The sequence below is a fragment of the Winogradskyella bathintestinalis genome, from assembly GCF_030407435.1.
Classification (GTDB): domain Bacteria; phylum Bacteroidota; class Bacteroidia; order Flavobacteriales; family Flavobacteriaceae; genus Winogradskyella; species Winogradskyella bathintestinalis.
Map to the genome: position 1 here is coordinate 17,383 of NZ_JASDDK010000008.1, position 18,015 is coordinate 35,397.

The window sequence follows — 18,015 nt, forward strand, 5'->3', positions numbered from 1 at the left end:
AGCATGAAAAAAATTACCTATATAATATTCTTTCTATCGTTAGGCTTAGTTGCCCAAGATAATAAAGACTACACGAATAAAGTCGCAACAATTGATAGCACTATTGCCACTTTGTACTCCGTAATTTCTGGAGACAAGGGAGAATCACGTAACTGGGAATTGTTTAAGCACTTATTTAGACAAGATGCCAAACTTATTCCTATTGGAGAAAAAGAGGGAAAAACTACAGTTCGCTACATGTCTGCTGATGACTATAAAAAAACGGCCGGAACTTGGTTAGTCGAAAATGGATTTCATGAAGTGGAAATAAATCGAGAAACCCAGGTATTTGGGAATTTGGCTCATGTGTTTAGCACTTACGAATCTTATAAAACTAAAGATGACGACCATCCTTTCATGCGTGGCATTAACAGTATTCAATTATTTAATGATGGTAAACGTTGGTGGATTTTAAATCTTTATTGGCAACAAGAATCAAAAGCTAATCAGATTCCAGACCTGTATTTACCAAATAACTAGTTAGATTATTAGTCTATAGCTCATAATCTAAGTTTGCTACCCTTATTAAAAATTCCTGTTGATAAAATGTAACTTAAACGGAAGCGTAAATCGTATCTAATTAATCTTTAACACTTACATTTTACAAGACAATAACACAAAATAAACTACTCAATATGATAACCTCATCAAAATCAATTGCAACATTTGTAATTGCTTTATTAATTTCAACGTCAAGCTTCACACAAGATTCTAAAGCAAAAACAACACCTATATTTAAGGATGGAGAAGCGCAAATTGTAGAAGCTTTTAATGGCGGCTTAAATGATTGGATTCATCACGACTTATGGGTAGAAACAGAATTTGATACGGATGGAGATGGCGAACCAGACCGCATGCACGTGTCGGTTACACGCCCTAAGCAAACGGATACTGAGGGCTTAAAGTTACCTGTAATTTATATTACTAGTCCGTATTTTGCTGGAGTTGCAGGAGATGCTCCTGGTATTATGTGGGATGTGAATATAGAATTGGGAGAAATTGCAAAAGCACGTGTTCATCCAAACGTTATTAGTCGACCAATGACGCGTCCGTTCATTTCCTATTCACATATTAATAAATGGGTGCCAAGAGGTTACATAGTAGTACATTCGTCGTCTCCAGGAACAGGTTTATCAGATGGTGCCCCAACTATTGGTGGTGAAAATGAATCCTTAGCACCAAAAACTGTTATCGATTGGTTATGCGGTAGAGCAAAAGGGTACACTGAACGTAATGGAAATGAAGAAGTTAATGCTTATTGGTCAACAGGAAAAGTAGGCATGACTGGGACATCATACAACGGAACACTTCCTTTAGCCGCAGCAACTACTGGGGTTGAGGGGTTAGAAGCCATAATTCCAATAGCGCCTAATACTTCTTATTATCATTACTACCGTTCTAATGGCTTGGTACGTTCACCAGGTGGTTATTTGGGTGAAGATATAGATGTTCTTTATGATTTTGTTCACAGTGGAGATAAAGACAAGCGCGCATTTAATAACCAAACAGTACGCGACACTAAAATGAAAAAAGGCATGGATAGAGAAACCGGCGACTATAATGATTTTTGGGCAGAAAGAGACTATCTAAATCAAATGCCTAAAATGAAAGCCGCCTTATTAATGTCTCATGGTTTTAACGATTGGAATGTAATGCCAGAGCATAGCTACCGTATTTACAAGGCTGCGAAAGAATATGGATTACCAACGCAAATCTATTATCACCAAAAAGGTCATGGTGGTCCTCCACCCTTGACATTAATGAATCGATGGTTTTCTAAATATCTTCATGGTGTAGATAATGGTGTTGAAAAAGAAGAGAACAAAGCCTATATTGTAAGAGAAAATGACGATAGCCAAGAACCTACAGCTTACAAAGATTATCCTAATCCCGACGCGTCATTTGTTACTTTAAATTTAACTGCTGGAGGCAAATCCTCAGGAGGTTTAACGCTCGATAAAGCTTCTAAAGCCGATGAAACTTTTTTTGATGACGCCTCTATTTCTGGAAGCGATTTAGCAAAAGCAGCTAATTCTGAGAACAGATTATTGTACGTAACCTCCAAGTTAACTGAAGATCTACATATCTCTGGCGTACCAAAAGTTACCATAACATTAGCAAGTAGTAAAGCGGCTGCTAATTTATCCGTTTGGCTAGTATCGTTACCTTGGCAAGAAGGAAAAGCTGTTAAAATAACAGATAATATTATTACCCGTGGATGGGCAGATCCTAAAAATTATAAATCTTTAACTGAAGAAGAAAATTTAGTCCCAAATCAATCATACAGTCTTACTTTTGACTTACAACCAGACGATCAAATAATTAAAGCCGGACAACAAATAGGCTTCATGATTTTCTCTAGTGATAAGGAGTTTACACTACATCCAAAACCTGGAACAGAAATAGTAATTGAGTTAGATAAGACCACCTTGTCCTTACCTGTTGTTGGTGGCAAAAAAGGTTTTGAGCAAGCCTTTGATTAAACATGCTTAATTGCATTTAGCTGTTTTGCTTTGAAACAAAATAAGCGACGTTTATTTCTTAGTTTTTGTCCTCTAACATAGGTACAAATCTAAAATCACCAAATTCGTGTTTTTCAAAATCTTTTGGTCCTTTTCTAATAAAAAGGGTCATTACTTGCACATCATCACCAACCGGAATTACTAGTCGTCCACCAATAGCTAATTGACTCAATAATGGATTAGGCACATAAGGAGCTCCAGCCGTAACAATAATACTTTTAAAAGGGGCTTCATCTGGCATCCCTTTATAGCCGTCACCGAAAATGATACTTTTAGCCCTATACCCTATTTTAGGCAAAAATTTTGACGTTTTCTTAAAGAGTTCCTGCTGACGTTCAATACTAAAAACTTTTGCGCCTAGTTCTAATAACACAGCAGTTTGATAACCACTTCCTGTTCCAATTTCTAGGACTTTATCACCTGGTTGCACCTGTAATAATTCAGATTGAAAAGCCACAGTATAGGGTTGAGAAATTGTTTGATCAGCAGCAATTGGAAATGCTTTATCCACATAAGCATGGTCAATAAATCCTGAATCCATAAACAAATGTCGAGGAATTTTGCCCATAGCTTTTAAGACTCCTTTATCTTTTATTCCTTTATTTATTAGAATTTCAACAAGTTGCTGGCGCATTCCTTGATGCTTAAATGTATCTTTCAAAGCGTAGTTTAGTTTGTGTAAAAATAGCTCAAAGAATGGCAAATTCCAACCTCTAAAAGTTCAAATTCTAAAAATTATCCCATAGAAATAGGACTAAATCCTGAGGGTTAATTAAAAGACAAGTTTTGCTTTCAATCGATTTCCATTAGAATTATTCGCTTATCAATTTCTCAGTATTTTACATTTTCTTTTTTCAATTTCTGAACGAAAACGACTATTTTTGTTAAAAACAGAAAAACATGCTTAAAGTTGGTGTTCTTGGTGCTGGTCACCTTGGTAAAATTCATTTAAGATTACTCAACCAATCCAATAAATATGATCTTATCGGTTTTTATGATGCAGATGCGGATAACGCAAAACGCGTTGTAGAAGAATTTGGTTATACATATTATGATTCTATAGACGAATTAATCGATGCGGTTGATGTAGTAGATATTGTAACACCTACGCTTTCGCATTACGACTGTGCTAAAATAGCCATCAAAAAAGGCAAACATGTTTTTATTGAGAAGCCTATTACGAATACCGTTGAAGAAGCGGAAACTATTAGAACCTTGGTCGCAGAACATGGGGTTAAAGGTCAAGTTGGCCATGTAGAGCGATTTAATCCTGCATTTATTGGGGTCAAAGATCAGATTGTAAACCCAATGTTTATAGAATGTCACAGATTGGCAGAATTTAATCCTCGTGGAACCGATGTGCCTGTAGTGCTAGATTTAATGATTCACGATATTGATATCATTCTTTCGGTTGTACAATCGCCTGTAAAACATATTTCGGCGAGTGGTGTTTCTGTAGTCAGTGAAACCCCAGATATCGCTAATGCACGTATCGAATTTAAAAACGGGTGCGTAGCCAATTTAACCGCCAGTAGAATTTCTTTGAAAAATATGCGTAAGACACGATTCTTTCAAAAAGATGCTTACATATCTGTAGATTTTCTTGAAAAGAAGTGTGAAGTCGTAAAAATGAAAGATGCGCCAGATAATCCTGGGGATTTCGATATGATTCTTCAAAATGCAGAAGGTATAAAAAAGCAAATTTATTTTGACAATCCAGATATCGCCAATAACAACGCTATATTAGACGAGTTAGAAACATTTGCCGATGCTATTACCAATAATACAAAACCGATTGTGACTTTGCATGATGGCACAGAAGCCCTAAGAGTTGCTAATATGATAATTAATCAGTTTTAGAAACTAAACGACACTACGAAGGAAGAATGATTGAAACCATCTTTTTTACTAAAAATCAATCACTTATTAAATTATAATACAAACAGATTGCCTCGACTTAAAAAAAGTCGCGCAAAGACAAATACATCATAAATGAAAAACATAGCAGTAATTGGTGCAGGAACCATGGGAAACGGAATTGCCCACACGTTTGCACAGTCAGGATTTAACGTTCAACTTATAGATATTAGCGACGCTTCTTTAGAAAAGGGGATGAACACTATTTCTCGAAATTTAGACAGAATGGTAGCTAAAGAAAAAATTAGTGAAACTGATAAGTCAGATACTCTAGGAAAAATTACAACGTTCACAAATACCGAAGAAGGTATAAAACATGCTGATTTAATAGTTGAAGCCGCAACTGAAAACTTAGATTTAAAATTAAAAATTTTTAAACAACTTGATGACGTTTGTAACGAAAACGCCATCTTAGCAACCAATACTTCTTCAATTTCTATTACTCAAATTGCAGCGGTTACAAGTCGACCAGAGAAGGTGATTGGAATGCATTTTATGAACCCAGTACCAATTATGAAATTGGTAGAAATCATTAGAGGTTATAGTACTAGCGACGAAGTGACGAATACGATCATGGAATTATCTAAGACTTTAGGTAAAGTGCCTACAGAGGTTAATGATTATCCTGGCTTTGTAGCTAACCGTATTTTAATGCCTATGATTAATGAATCTATTGAAACTCTTTACAACGGAGTAGCTGGAGTTGAAGAAATAGATACTGTAATGAAATTAGGAATGGCACACCCGATGGGGCCTTTACAATTAGCCGATTTTATTGGATTGGATGTCTGTTTATCTATCCTAAACGTGATGTACGATGGTTTCAAGAATCCAAAATATGCGCCTTGTCCTCTACTGGTTAATATGGTTATGGCAGGTAAATTAGGTGTAAAATCTGGTGAAGGATTTTATGATTATGCTGAGAGTCGGAAAGCTGAGAAGGTTGCGACGCAGTTTTTGAAGTAGGAAGTGCGATGTAAAATGCAAAGTACGACGTAACATTGTTAATTCATAAATCGCTACAATCACAACATCAGCAATTTTTTGAAGTTACAATAAGACAGCGCTAATCTTTTTAAGTTAGATTATTATGAATTCTAAAATTCGGTGCAAATAACTCTTAATATAAAATAGAACCTCATAAATAATAAATCTTACCTCCTACACACCTTTTACTTTACACTTATTACTTAAAAATGCCAAAAATAATACCATTCAAAGCCGTTAAACCCACAAGAGCTATCGTTGGTCTTGTAGCTTCACGTCCTTATCAGAGTTATACTTTAGATGAACGCGAATCTCGAATGGCTTATAATCCGTACAGCTTTCTTCATATTGTAAATCCTGGTTACAAATATCATCAAGAGGTTAAAGGTGAAGAACGTTACCGATTAGTGAAGAATCGGTATTTGGAATTTAAGGAGGATGGAGTATTCATTCAAGATGAAAAACCGTCGTTTTACGTGTATAAAATTGTGAATCGTCATGGGCAAGAATTCAACGGCATCATTGCAGCAACAAGCGCTGAGGATTACGAAAATGATATCATAAAAAAGCATGAAGACACCATAGCAAAACGCGAGGAAACTTTTAAGACTTATCTGCAAACCGTAGGTTTTAATGCAGAACCGGTGCTGCTAACCTATCCTGATAATGATACCATTGCAGAAATTATAAAGCAGACACAAAAGGGACATGCTGAATTTGAATTTACAATGACTTATAGAGATACTCATTATTTATGGAAAATAGATAACGAAGGCGTCATGTCTACAATTCAAAAAGAATTTAATAAAATGAACAAGGTGTATATAGCTGATGGTCACCATAGATCGGCTTCATCTTATTTATTATATAAAGATGAAAAACAGAAAAACCCAAATCATCTAGGCAGCGAATCCTATAATTTTTTTATGTCGTATTTAATTCCCGAATCAGAGTTGGTAATCCATGAATTCAATCGACTTATTAAAGATTTAAACGGTTTAACAAAAGAAGAGTTTTTAATTCAATTAGATGAATTATATCGCATTGAAAATCGAGGTATTATGCCTTATAGTCCAACAAAGCCACATCATTTTAGCATGTATTTAGATGGTGAATTTTATTCGTTATATTTACGAAAAACAGCGTATAAATTTAATACCGCATTAGATCAATTAGATGCGCAACTACTATATACAACGATACTTCAACCCATCTTAAACATTAACGATTTAAGGCACGATAATCGTATTTCTTACGTTAATGGTCAACATGAAATGATTACTATAAAAAGCAGTGTTGATAGTGGAGAATATACTGTTGGCTTTGGTATGTGTCCTTCAAATGTTTTGCAGATGAAACAAATTGCAGATGAAGGTTTAACAATGCCTCCAAAAAGCACCTATATTCTACCTAAATTGCGAAGCGGAATTACTATATATGAATATTAAGGTGTAAAACTATTGAGTCGCTCAATCAGAAAATAGACACTGAATAATTAATAAGAACAAATGAGTATAAAAGAGAACCTGAATAACCTTAAATCTAACATTCCTGATAAAGTCGTTCTCGTAGCAGTTTCAAAAACGAAACCAATCAGTGATTTAATGGAAGCTTACAATACGGGTCAGCGCATTTTTGGGGAAAATAAGATCCAAGAAATGGTAGACAAGTATGAAGAGATGCCGAAGGATATTGAATGGCACATGATAGGGCATGTTCAGCGAAATAAGGTGAAATACATGGCTGAATTTGTGAATCTAATTCATGGCGTAGATAGTTTAAAATTGCTAAAAGAAATCAACAAACAAGCTGAAAAACACCATAGGGTCATTAATTGTTTACTTCAAATAAAAATCGCTGAAGAAGACAGCAAATTTGGAATGTCTGCAGAAGATGCATCGGCCCTACTTAGTTCTGAGAAATTTGCCGAATTAAAAAATGTGGAGGTTATTGGTTTAATGGGCATGGCCACGTTTACAGATAATATGAATCAGGTTGAAAAAGAATTCAAATTCCTAAGACACACATTTTCAAACCTTAAAAACACAAATCCTCAACTTGAAATTATTAGCATGGGAATGAGTGGGGATTACCAATTAGCTATTGACTGCGGAAGTACGATGATTCGAGTTGGAAGTAGTATATTTGGAGTAAGAAATTAATTCTTAGTCGCCGTTACAATTTACTAATCAAGACCTAACCCTTAACCATTAAACAATAAGAATATTTACGCTATACTAGACATAGAAACCACTGGTGGGAAGTATAATGAAGAAGGCATCACAGAAATTGCAATCTATCAATTTGATGGCCATAGAGTAACGGATCAGTTTATTTCATTAGTAAATCCGGAGCGCGAAATTCAACCTTTTGTAGTTAATCTTACAGGAATTAATTCTAAAATGCTTAAAAACGCACCTAAATTTTATGAGGTGGCCAAACGCATTGTTGAGATTACTGAAGACTGCATATTAGTAGCGCATAACTCTTCTTTTGATTATAGAATATTAAAGACAGAATTTAAACGCTTAGGTTTTCCTTTTAAACGAAAAAGTTTATGTACCGTTGAGCTATCACAGCAACTTATTCCTAATATGGAATCTTATAGCTTAGGCAAATTAACACGTGCTCTAGGTATTCCTTTAAGCGACAGGCATAGAGCCAATGGAGATGCAATGGCAACTGTTAAGTTGTTTAAGATGTTATTAAATAAAGATTTAGATAAGATTATTGTTAAAGATGCCATTAAGGTTGAGCAGAAATCTAAAATAGCTCCTAATCTTAATTCTATAATTGAAAAATTACCGTCAGATACTGGAGTGTATTATATTTATAATGTAGACGGTGATATCATCTATATTGGTAAAAGTAAAAATATAAGAAAACGAATTATTCAACATTTTACTGGTACTAATTCTAAATCTAAGAAAATTCAAAAATTAGTAAGTACGGTTACTTATGAGAGAACAGGTAGTGAATTAGCCGCATTACTGAAAGAAAGCGCTGAAATTAAAGCAAATAAACCCATTTTTAATAGGTCTTTGAAACGCACAATTTTCACTCATGCGCTTTATAGTTTTACCGATAAAAACGGTTATATTAACCTTAAAATAGACAAGTCTGACAGCCAAGAGCAATCCATTACCACCTTTAATACAAAAGCAAGTGGAAGACAGTTTTTATTTAAAGCGGTAGATGAGTTTAATCTTTGTCAAAAATTAACGGGACTGTACGATACAAGGACGAGCTGTTTTAAGCATGAAGTTAAAGAGTGCCAAGGAGCTTGTATTAATAAAGAATCAGCAGAATTATACAATAAACGTGTCAATGCACTTATAGAAAAATACAACTATGTTAATAAAGACATGGTGATTATAGATAAAGGACGTGATATACATGAAAAATGTGCTTTTTTAATTGAAAACGGCACCTTTAAAGGCTTTGGCTTTTTTGACTTAAACCACCAAATAAATAATAAGGCTATTTTAAAATCCCTCATTACACCGATGGAAAATAACAGAGATACCAAACATATCATTCAAAGTTATTTACGTCGAAACAAACGTTTAAAATTGATAGAATTAAACTAATACTAATGAGAGATATTTTATTTTTATTCGCGGTCTGCGCTACTTTTTTATGTGCCTCCCAAAATTACGATATCGGTATGGCCGTTCATAAAAATGAATTGAAAGCGACAACATACGCTAAAGATTCCACTGCAAATGCTGTAGTTATATATGACTATGGTAATAGTTTTGTGAATGAGAAAACCTTTTGGCTCAACGTGGAAGTAGAACAAAAAATTAAAATTTTAAGACCAGAAGGTATTGCCCGGGGTGAGTTTGAAATTAAACTTTATAAAGGGAAATCTTCAAAAGAAAAGATCGATGATATTAAAGGAACCACCTATAATTTAGAAAATGGAAAAATTGTAAAATCACATTTAACGAAAAACGCTATTTTCGAAATAGAAAATGACAATTATACCTTAGTTAAATTTGTATTACCTAATCTAAAGATAGGGAGTATAATAACGATAAGCTATACTACAAAATCACGATTTATGTCTAAATATCAGCCTTGGTATTTTCAGAGTATTGATCCTGTGATGTATAGCGAATACAATACAAGTATTCCAGGGAATTATAATTATCATGTAAAGTTAGTTGGAGAAATTTCATTAGATACCAATGAGTCTATCATAAAGCGCAATTGTTTAGATGCTGGTAGAGGCGCTTATGCGCATTGTTCCGTTAATAAATATGTGATGACAGATATTCCTGCTTATAAGCCCGAGGGATTTACAACGACATCCCGTAATTATATGGCTAGAATTGAGTATGAACTAAGTGTTTTTAAAGGTTTTGATGGCAGTGTTGATAAAATCACCAAAACTTGGAGAGATGCTGACAACGAACTTAAAACAGACTTAAATTTTGGAAGACAGTTGGGCAAAAAAGGTCTGGTTAAAAATTTATTGCCTGCTGAGATATCGTCAATTGATAATCCATTAGAAAAAGCTAATAGAATATATCAATATGTTCTTAATAATTATAAATGGAACGGTAAATCTGAACGCTACGATGTATCGTTAAAATCGCTCATAAAAGAAAAAACAGGTAGTGCTTTTGAAATCAACTTATTACTAGCCAACCTCTTGTCTTATGAGGATATTGACGTGTTTCCAGTATTAATGTCTACAAGAGAAAATGGATTAGTGACGAGATTATTTCCAGTACTTTCGGAATTTAACTACGTGATATTAAAGGTAATAATTGATAATATAACGTATTATCTAGATGCCACTAATTCGTATCGTTCTTTTGGGGAATTACCATTTAGAGCGCTAAACCAATACGGACGACTCATTGATTTTGATGAAGGAAGTGATTGGGAAGATATTGAGGTCACCGAAATTTCTTCGAGAACGCATCGTATTGCATTTTCTTCTTTTGAAGATGATGAATTTTACGGCACTATTGAGAGTGGATATAGTGGTTACCATTCGCACGGGCCAAAACAGCAATTCGATGAGAATGCGTCAGCCTACTTTAATCAAAAAGCAAACAACCTCACAGATATTAATATTGAAAATCACGAAGTTTTAGATTTTGACAAAACCAAATCTACCTTCAACGAAAAAATGGATATTTCATTAACACCCGAGTTTATAGGTAATAAAATTTACCTCAACCCATTTATTCTTAAGTTTTTTGATGAAAATCCATTTAAATTACAAGAGCGCACCTACCCCATTGACTTTGGTTACAAAGACAGTTATTCATATAGCATGAAAATTAATCTTGATAATTTAGTGGCTAGCGAACTACCAGAATCTGTTACCTTTACCTTGCCCAATAACGCAGGTCGGTTATTATTTAATATAAAATTAGTGGATAATGACCTCTTAATTTTCTTTAAAGCTTACTTTCATCAATCAATTTATAATCCAAATTATTACCCTTATTTAAAAGAATTTATGAATAAGGTTGTAGAACTTCAAAACAATACCCTAATTGTCTTAGAAAAACAATAGATTTACTTTTAGTACTTTTAGAATATGGAATCTTACGGGAAATATAATTGGAAAACTAAACTTCATGAAATTATTTATGAAGCGGATACTCCTGCCGGAAAATTATTCGACGTCGTTCTTCTTATAGTCATAGTTGCCAGTATTATTTTGGTAATGCTTGAAAGTATTAAAAGTTTTGATGAACGATTTCACTCATTTTTAGATATTTCTGAATGGGTTATTACCATATTATTTACTATCGAGTATATATTAAGAATTATTACGGTAAAGAAACCTTTAAAATACATTACAAGTTTTTACGGTATAATCGATTTATTATCGACCATACCAAAATATTTATCGCTGATATTTATTGGTACCCATGCCTTGGTTGCACTAAGAGCTTTGCGCTTGTTAAGAATTTTTAGAATTCTAAAATTGGTTCGTTTTATGGGGGCATCCAATCAGTTATCGAGTGCTCTAAAAGCAAGTAGAGTAAAAATTTCGGTATTTTTATTTGCTGTAATTATTGCGGCTACAATTTTTGGTACCATTATGTATTTGGTTGAAGGTGAAGAAAATGGATTTAATAATATTCCGAAAAGTATATATTGGTGTATCGTAACCTTAACCACCGTAGGTTTTGGAGATATTGCGCCACAAACACCCTTAGGACAATTTATCGCTACGCTTATAATGATTTTGGGTTACGGTATTATAGCCGTGCCCACAGGCATTGTATCTGCAGAATATACTAAAGCTTCGGACACTGATTCTAGCAAAAAATTATCGGATGAAGAACATAAGCATGTCAATACCGTTATAAAAAATACGCAGTCTTGCATTAATTGTTTAGCCACAAAACATAAAGATGATGCTATATTCTGTAGGAAATGCGGAAGTAAATTAAGAATATGACTAAAATTCTTATTTCCATTGTTGGACCTACAGCCATCGGTAAAACGGCTTTAAGTATAAAATTAGCCCAACATTTTAATTCTGAAATTATTTCTGCAGACTCACGTCAGTTTTATAAGGAAATGTCTATTGGAACAGCGGTACCATTTGAAGACGAGTTGGATGCCTCACCACATCACTTCATTCAGAATACATCTATTAATACGTATTATAACGTCGGGGATTTTGAACGTGATGCCATTTCTAAAATAAAAAAACTGCATAACAAAAATCCATTCGTGGTAATGGTGGGAGGTTCTGGCTTGTATGTAAAAGCCGTAACCAAAGGACTGGACTATTTTCCTGAAGTGGATGCTAATATAAGAACGCAACTTAATCATCAGTTTGAAAATAAGGGAATTGCGTATTTACAAGAAAAGCTCAAAACTTTAGACCTTACAGCTTACGAGACTATTGCTATTGATAACCCACAACGTGTTATTAGAGCTTTAGAAATTTGCATTGGTACGGAAAAACCATACTCTTCTTTTCTTACCAATTCAGACAAAAATCGGGAATTTAAAACGATCTCTATAGGGCTAAATGCAGAGCGTTCCATTATCTATGATAGAATTAATAGACGCGTAGATATAATGATAGAAAACGGCTTATTAGATGAAGTAAAAGCCTTATTACCTTATAGGAATCTTAATGCCCTGAACACCGTTGGCTATAAAGAGTTATTTCAATATTTTGATGGGAATTGGACCTTAGAATTTGCCATTTCAGAAATAAAAAAGAATACAAGACGCTTTGCAAAACGCCAACTCACTTGGTTTAGAAAAGATGATTCCATTAGGTGGTTTGATTTTAAAACTGATGTTGATGAAATTATAACCTACATCAATTCACAGATTAATTAAGATATAGATCTCTGATTTTAAATTTATTTTTCGAAGTAGAATATTTCCAATTATGGTTAAACTAATTAAACCTAAATCATTCTTAGAAATTATTTTTATTTAATAAAAAAATCCAGCTCAAAAGAACTGGATTTTCACTAATTATGTAAAAAGGTTGAGTATTATTTATCTCCATTAATTACTAGTCTAAAGCCTTCCCCATGGATGTTTAAAATTTCAACATTCGGATCTGGCTTTAAATATTTACGCAATTTGGCTATGTAAACATCCATACTACGAGATGTAAAATAATTATCGTCTCTCCAAATTTTGGTTAAAGCTAGTTCTCGCGGCATTAAGTCATTTTCATGTAGTGCCAATAATCGTAATAATTCGTTTTCTTTAGGAGAAAGTTTAGAAGGATCACCTCCATCGAATTTTAAAAATCTTAATTTCGAATTAAGATCGAAACGACCTATTTTAAATTCAAATTGTTTACTATCAGCAACCGTGTCCGTAGCTTTACGCTGCATTATAGCTTTAATTTTCATTAATAACACTTCGCTATCAAACGGTTTGTTAAGATAATCATCAGCCCCTACTTTATAGCCCTTAAGAACATCTTCCTTCATGGCCTTAGCGGTTAAGAAAATAATTGGTACATCAGTGTTTTTCTCTCTTATTTCTTTCGCTAACGTAAAACCATCTTTATACGGCATCATTACATCTAAAATACAAAGATCAAAATCATCTTTCTTGAACTTTTCAAAGCCTTCCATACCATTTTTTGCATGGATAACATCGTAATCGTTCATCATTAAATAATCTTTTAAAACCGTTCCAAAATTTGGATCGTCTTCAACTAAAAGTATTTTTTTATTTTGCTCTTCCATAATTCGTTATTTATGATATTAATGGCATCTTTATAATAAAAGTACTGCCTTTTCCTTTTTCACTTTCTACGGCTATATGACCTTGATGATCATCCACTATACGTTTTACATATGCTAAACCTAGTCCGTGTCCTTTAACATTGTGCACATTACCGGTGTGTTCTCTATAAAATTTTTCGAACACACGTTTTGCAACTGCCTTCGACATTCCGTTACCTTGGTCCTTTATTTTCACTATAATGTTGTGACCTATGTTTTCGGAATATACATCAATGATTGGTGCTTCATCCGAATATTTTATGGCATTATCTAATATATTAACGAGTACATTTGTAAAATGTGTTTCGTTGGCTAAAACAGAAGAGCGCTCAGCATCGAGATGTAAATTAATGGCTCCTTGTCTGTCTTCAACTATAAGTTCTACATGGGTTATCGCATCTTCAATTAAGTCGTGCAACTCATGCCTTTCCTTACTTATATTTAATTCATTTTTTTCTAATTTAGAAATACGTAGTACATTTTCAACTTGCGCGTGCATACGTTTATTTTCTTCCTTAATCATTCCTAAATAACGCTTTACTTTTTCTTGGTCATTTAGTATTTTAGGATTTTTAATTGAGTCTAAAGCCAGATTGATTGTAGCGATTGGTGTTTTAAACTCGTGCGTCATATTATTAATAAAATCTGTCTTAATTTGTGAAATTTGACGTTGCTTAATTAATTGATAAATGGCACTAGTATAAGCAATTATTATAATACTAGTGAATATTATGGATAGCACAATCATCCATAGAATGGAGGACAATAAGTACTTTTTTCTTTCTGTAAAATCTACCCAAAGATTATAACTGCTTTCAAAATCGTTATCTAAAAAAATTGGTACTCCGTAAGCTTCATTGGTCATTTCGAAATTTGAGGATTGCACTTTAGTAGCTAAATCATCATCGTAAATGGCAAATTCAAAATCTAAATCTATACCTTCATTTTTTAACTCTCTTCTCAACAACGTTTTAATTTCTGTCGCTGTAATTCTTCTATAAACAGGTTTATCCTTTAATAACGTTTTAATAGATTCTTCATAAGCATGTTTATCGAGTTCACCTAATGTAGAAAATTCCCGTAAGCTTGTTTCCGGACTTACTCTTTTAACACCATCAATAGTGGTGGCATTATAATAATCAGTAACGCGTTCGCTATATAGTTTACTTATGTTAAAACTATCAGCGTCTATTTCAGAGAACATAGAAGGAACCTTGTAAAGCTCCTCAAAAACGGTATTACGATGTACTATAGTTTTATCACTTATATCATCTTCCGTAGCAATAAATAATTGCTTTATAATAGATGAATTTACCTTATGATCATTACTCAAGTAAGGTTGCAATTTCTTATAATATTCTCTAAATTCGTTTTTTTCAATAGAATTAGAGACATAACTTAAGGAACGCTTTACACTTCTCGTAAAATTATTATCCTCATTTTCTATACTATTATTTATAAAAAATGATTGTACAAAAATTATACCTATGAGTGACAAACTCATTAAGGCTATCAATAACACAAATAGCTTTTTGCCCATCAGTCAAATTTAACATTTTAACATTTAGTATAAATTAGGTTTAACCTAACGTTAACAAATGAATTACCTTATTTATTGATGAATTTTTTCTAGTAGCGCTTTATGAATTTTAAACGCCTGAATCTTAGCTTCATCGATATCGTTATTTTCAATAACAAAATCTGAATGTTTTACTTTTTCAGCATCAGACCATTGATTTTTAATAATAGATTTTATTTTTTCCATGGATACATTATCCCGCTGCATTACCCGTTCTATTCTTAAATGTTGGTCTGCTATTACCGTAATGATGTAATTATATTGATTTTGTAGATTATTCTCAAAAATAATTGCGGCCTCTTTTATAACGTAATCCGAATTTTGCTTTTTAAGCCATCTCTTAAAATGTGAAGCCACTTTAGGATGCACAATGGCGTTCATTTTTGCTAGTAAATGCTTATCATTAAAAATTCTTGAAGATAAATACGGTCTATTTAATTGATTATTCTCGTAGGCATCTTCACCAAACAATACTATGAGTTTTCGGCGAATAACTTTTGAGCGGTTCATCAATGCTTTAGCTTCATCATCCGCTATATAAATTGGTATTCCAAGCGAATGAAAATAGTTGAGAATTGTGGTTTTTCCACTACCAATGCCCCCTGTTAATCCAACTACTACCATATTATAATTTAATAAATTCGATGCGTTTTTGTTTGATATTTACATGTTTTACAAAATCTGGTTTCTTAATAACTTTTGGCACCAAATAGGTTTGCTGTGCAACTAAGTCCGCATAATCACAAGCCACTTTAAAATCTGAAGCTTTAATAGCGTTGTAATACTCTAAGTCTACATAATAAGCGACATTTACTGTTTTAGGAAAGTAATTTATTATAATATCTTGAGGTTGGTTACTTATGGTAATAGGAACCTCAACGATGCCCTCAGTAAATCGAGCAACTTTTCCACTGACTTTGACTTCTTTCGGAAAAACTTCAATGTTTTCAAAACTTGAAATATCAAGTTTCACTGTATTTAAAATATCGTTCTTAACATCATTCATTATTAGTGCTTCTGTTACAACTGAATCTATTTTATTCACTTCAGATGTTGCCCCTACTATTTTTACACTATCTATATTAAATGTAAAATTTTCTTTTAGATCATAACCAACAGCATAATTTACTTCTTTTTTAAGAGATACCGGAACCAATTTTGAGGCCCGTGTAGCATATGCTATTAAAAGCGTATCTGGCAGTACTGAGATTAAGTTGTATGCATTGCTCAACTGATTTTCAATTAAGAATTTATGTTTTTGAACATCGAACTTAAAATAATCTGATTTTTTACTCACATCGGTTTTAGAATCCACCACTAATTCCTTATAATTTTGAAATATTAAAGGCAATAGAGAAAAACCTTTAGCTTCCACATACGCATATATAAAATTGGCAGAATCGTTTTCAATTAAAATTTCATTTTCAACATTGATTAAATTTACTTTTAATTTTATAGTTTGTTTATAATCATTTGATAATTTAGAAATGATTAGAAACACAAAAGCAATCATAAAAAATAGACTAAACTGCTTAACGCTTCTATTTTTAAAGTAATCTCGTATGTTAAATTTCTTCTTAGTGGTCATTTATATTTAAAAAAATAGATGAGGAAATGATGTTTCGGGTTTTCGACCTAAAACCACCAAATAATAGGTTGATTTTAAAAACCCATAGCCGTAGCCAAAAAATTGAATTATTATGGCTAATAATGCCTGAAATGCAACCACAATATTTTGATTTGAAATTAAAGCTAATATAAATGCTAACCCAAAATATAAACTGTATAAATATAATAGAAAATTAATTTGAAACCACGTTAAAATAATCGCTGCTAAAAGCCCTAAGCTAAATAATGTAGGAAACCAATATATAATACTTTTAGAATTGGGATGCCATTGGTTGAGAATTGGTCTTACCATCCCAAATTTATTAACTTGCTTATAAAACTTTGACCAAGATATACGACGTTTATGAAAAACTACAGCAGATTCAATAAGTGTAGTTTTAAATCCTAACTGATGTAATCGTAAAGACAAATCTGGATCTTCACCCGGATGTATTTTACCAAAACCTCCAGAAGCTAGGAATGCTTTTTTAGATAGGCCCATATTAAAACTTCGGGGCTGAAAGTCGTCAACTTTCCGTTTTCCACCTCTTATACCTCCTGTAGTTATAAATGAAGTCATGGCAAAGTTTATAGCTTTCTGAAGATTTGAAAACGAACTATGCGCAGCATCCGGACCACCGAAACAATCGTAATAGGTATTAGACAAGAAGGTTTTTACTTCAGTTAAATAATTGGACGGTAGCAAAACATCTGAGTCTAAAATAATAAAATAGTTGCCTTTAGCTTTTTGCATACCATAATTTCTCGAATCTCCTGGACCAGAATTCGGTTTGAAATAATATGAAATATCAAGCTCATCTTTAAATTGGGCAACGATTTGTTCTGAGGTTTCGGTTGAACCATCTTCAACAATTACAATTTCAAATTTATGTTGACCTTCAAAATTTAAAAAACTCTCTAAGAGTTCACTTATTTCGTCTGGTCTATTGAACACAGGAATAATAAAAGAAAAATCAATTGTATTCATATCATACAAAGATAAATAAACCAATCAGAAATTTTAAAAGTTAACACAGCTTTAAATTCACAATATATTAGTTTATAAAAGTGAGATAGATGGGTAAAGCAATGTTTTTAGGATATAAAAAAAAGC

General features: G+C 33.0%; 16 protein-coding genes. 10 read left to right on the plus strand and 6 right to left on the minus strand.

All coding sequences use genetic code 11. From position 1 onward, the window contains the following. The first annotated feature begins 3 nt into the window (after nt 1–3). Entirely contained in the window at nt 4–519 is a 516-nt protein-coding gene (locus QMA06_RS14815; RefSeq protein ID WP_290207684.1) for a hypothetical protein, read from the plus strand. A gap of 155 nt (nt 520–674) precedes the next feature. Next, the gene (locus tag QMA06_RS14820) at nt 675–2,522 is read left to right on the plus strand and encodes a Xaa-Pro dipeptidyl-peptidase (protein ID WP_290207685.1); all 1,848 of its coding nucleotides are present in this window, start codon (nt 675–677) and stop codon (nt 2,520–2,522) included. Nucleotides 2,523–2,580: 58 nt separating this feature from the next. On the opposite strand, the gene QMA06_RS14825 is transcribed toward QMA06_RS14820, so the two are convergent. Beyond that, entirely contained in the window at nt 2,581–3,222 is a 642-nt protein-coding gene (locus tag QMA06_RS14825) for a protein-L-isoaspartate(D-aspartate) O-methyltransferase (RefSeq protein ID WP_290207686.1), read from the minus strand. Between the two features lie 239 nt (nt 3,223–3,461). Here QMA06_RS14825 and QMA06_RS14830 point away from each other — a divergent pair, with 239 nt between their 5' ends. From QMA06_RS14830 to miaA, 8 genes are all read left to right on the plus strand, one after another. Continuing rightward, a complete protein-coding gene (locus QMA06_RS14830) occupies nt 3,462–4,421 on the plus strand; it encodes a Gfo/Idh/MocA family protein (RefSeq protein ID WP_290207687.1) in 960 nt (319 codons plus the stop codon). Nucleotides 4,422–4,553: 132 nt separating this feature from the next. After that, nucleotides 4,554–5,444 carry a 3-hydroxyacyl-CoA dehydrogenase family protein gene (locus QMA06_RS14835; RefSeq protein WP_290207688.1) on the plus strand — a complete coding sequence of 297 codons (891 nt, stop codon included), beginning with the start codon at nt 4,554–4,556 and terminating at the stop codon, nt 5,442–5,444. A 230-nt stretch (nt 5,445–5,674) separates the two neighbouring features. After that, nucleotides 5,675–6,913, plus strand: a complete 1,239-nt coding sequence (locus QMA06_RS14840) for a DUF1015 domain-containing protein (protein ID WP_290207689.1) — start codon at nt 5,675–5,677, stop codon at nt 6,911–6,913. A gap of 60 nt (nt 6,914–6,973) precedes the next feature. Continuing rightward, entirely contained in the window at nt 6,974–7,627 is a 654-nt protein-coding gene (locus QMA06_RS14845; RefSeq protein ID WP_290207690.1) for a YggS family pyridoxal phosphate-dependent enzyme, read from the plus strand. A 63-nt stretch (nt 7,628–7,690) separates the two neighbouring features. Continuing rightward, complete coding sequence (locus tag QMA06_RS14850; RefSeq protein ID WP_290207746.1) at nt 7,691–9,055, plus strand: exonuclease domain-containing protein; 1,365 nt, start codon at nt 7,691–7,693, stop codon at nt 9,053–9,055. A 5-nt stretch (nt 9,056–9,060) separates the two neighbouring features. Then, on the plus strand, nt 9,061–11,004 hold the full coding sequence (locus QMA06_RS14855) for a DUF3857 domain-containing protein (RefSeq protein WP_290207691.1): 1,944 nt from the start codon (nt 9,061–9,063) through the stop codon (nt 11,002–11,004). 24 nt (nt 11,005–11,028) lie between these two features. Continuing rightward, complete coding sequence (locus QMA06_RS14860; protein WP_290207692.1) at nt 11,029–11,901, plus strand: ion transporter; 873 nt, start codon at nt 11,029–11,031, stop codon at nt 11,899–11,901. Continuing rightward, nucleotides 11,898–12,803, plus strand: coding sequence for a tRNA (adenosine(37)-N6)-dimethylallyltransferase MiaA (miaA, locus tag QMA06_RS14865; protein WP_290207693.1), 906 nt, complete (start codon nt 11,898–11,900; stop codon nt 12,801–12,803). Before QMA06_RS14860 ends, miaA begins: the two co-directional genes overlap by 4 nt. 161 nt (nt 12,804–12,964) lie before the next feature. Here miaA and QMA06_RS14870 read toward each other — a convergent pair whose 3' ends face one another. From QMA06_RS14870 to QMA06_RS14890, 5 genes are all read right to left on the minus strand, one after another. Further along, nucleotides 12,965–13,675, minus strand: a complete 711-nt coding sequence (locus tag QMA06_RS14870; protein WP_290207694.1) for a response regulator transcription factor — start codon at nt 13,673–13,675, stop codon at nt 12,965–12,967. A 10-nt stretch (nt 13,676–13,685) separates the two neighbouring features. Beyond that, nucleotides 13,686–15,254 carry a sensor histidine kinase gene (locus tag QMA06_RS14875; RefSeq protein ID WP_290207696.1) on the minus strand — a complete coding sequence of 523 codons (1,569 nt, stop codon included), beginning with the start codon at nt 15,252–15,254 and terminating at the stop codon, nt 13,686–13,688. Nucleotides 15,255–15,326: 72 nt separating this feature from the next. Continuing rightward, nucleotides 15,327–15,917 carry a dephospho-CoA kinase gene (gene coaE, locus QMA06_RS14880; RefSeq protein ID WP_290207697.1) on the minus strand — a complete coding sequence of 197 codons (591 nt, stop codon included), beginning with the start codon at nt 15,915–15,917 and terminating at the stop codon, nt 15,327–15,329. A 1-nt stretch (nt 15,918) separates the two neighbouring features. Further along, on the minus strand, nt 15,919–16,881 hold the full coding sequence (locus QMA06_RS14885; RefSeq protein WP_290207698.1) for a YbbR-like domain-containing protein: 963 nt from the start codon (nt 16,879–16,881) through the stop codon (nt 15,919–15,921). A gap of 6 nt (nt 16,882–16,887) precedes the next feature. Beyond that, nucleotides 16,888–17,889, minus strand: coding sequence for a glycosyltransferase (locus QMA06_RS14890; protein WP_290207699.1), 1,002 nt, complete (start codon nt 17,887–17,889; stop codon nt 16,888–16,890). Nucleotides 17,890–18,015: the final 126 nt, after the last annotated feature.